The sequence below is a fragment of the Streptomyces sp. NPDC007896 genome (genome assembly GCF_042959425.1).
GTDB lineage: Bacteria > Actinomycetota > Actinomycetes > Streptomycetales > Streptomycetaceae > Streptomyces.
The window spans coordinates 1-1,107 of record NZ_JBIBKX010000059.1 but is presented as its reverse complement, the minus strand read 5'-3'; the positions used below and the strand labels follow the sequence as shown (position 1 = coordinate 1,107).

Genomic DNA, 1,107 nt, shown 5'->3' with positions numbered 1-1,107 from the left:
GTCACCTTCGCAGACGCCAGATCAAGCACACCATCCCCGAACCCAGAGACCAGCGAGCTAACCGCCAGCGCCGAGGCAGTCACGGCGGCCGGCCTACGGGATTCGACAAGACGATCTACCGACGCCGCAACGAAGTCGAGCGGACCATCAACCGGCTCAAGAACTTCCGAGCCATCGCCACACGCTACGACAAGCGGGCATACGTCTTCCACGGAACGGTCACCGTTGCCGCGATCCGGCTGTGGCTTCACCCGTAGAAGGCAGCCGCGTAGCTATCGGATTCGCCTTACCGCATGGTCGGGCGGTTGGCAGATGTGTACTCGTCCGCAACGTTGAAGATGCTGGCGCAGCCCGGGCATTCTGCATGACCGAAGAGGTAGGAGATTCCCTCGGCGAGCGCCTCCTGCCCATCGCGAACAGCCATCTCGTACATCCACTTGCCGGTTCCGGTGAGTCCCTCGGCGACCGCCGGACGCAGGTCGCAACGCTCGACGTCACCCATGTCCCAGTCCCGGATCGCGGAGTACCGCCCGTAGTCGCCGATGGCGATCGTGACCTTTGCGTCACAATGGGGACAGATCAGCGGATAGAAGTCATCCTTGAAGTCGCCCAAGGCCGCCGCCCAGTGGTACTCCTCCTCGGCAGAGAGCAGGGCGCGGAGGGATACGAGGTAGTCGGTCGGCTGCGACCGCAGGTGCCGGTTCAGCACTTCGCGGAACTGCTCAATGGCGCCAGCGCAATCCGCCAAGAGATCGTCGCAGCCATGGTGCCCTGCCGCACGCTCGAGGATCTCCCCTGCCAGGGCGCGCGCCTGCGCATTGCGAGGCGCAAGGCGCACCAAGCGCGGCAGCGCAGCGAAACTGGCCGGGGAAACCAGGTCGTGCTCAAGGACGAGCCGCCATCCCAGCTCCTTCCACGCGTCCGTGTCGGCATCGTGCTCAACCCGCTCCAAAAGCTCCGGAACACGATCAACCTCGAACCAGCAGTCACGCATCTGTGTCCAGTCCACCACTCCGGCATTGAACCTTCCCCAGGTGCCTAGAGGCGAGCTCGTCTTGCAGCTCGGTAGTGATGGCACCTCCGAGCGACCCGTCGGACACCCCCTAG

At 64.3% G+C, this 1,107-nt stretch carries 2 protein-coding genes; one reads left to right on the top strand and one right to left on the bottom strand.

The genetic code is table 11. The annotated features are described in order from the left end of the window. Positions 1-257, top strand: a 257-nt coding sequence (locus tag ACFZDJ_RS55035) for a transposase (RefSeq protein ID WP_391070836.1), incomplete at its 5' end; no start/stop codon positions are given. A gap of 29 nt (positions 258-286) precedes the next feature. Here ACFZDJ_RS55035 and ACFZDJ_RS55030 read toward each other — a convergent pair. Further along, positions 287-1,012 carry a hypothetical protein gene (locus ACFZDJ_RS55030; protein WP_391070835.1) on the bottom strand — a complete coding sequence of 242 codons (726 nt, stop codon included), beginning with the start codon at positions 1,010-1,012 and terminating at the stop codon, positions 287-289. Positions 1,013-1,107: the final 95 nt, after the last annotated feature.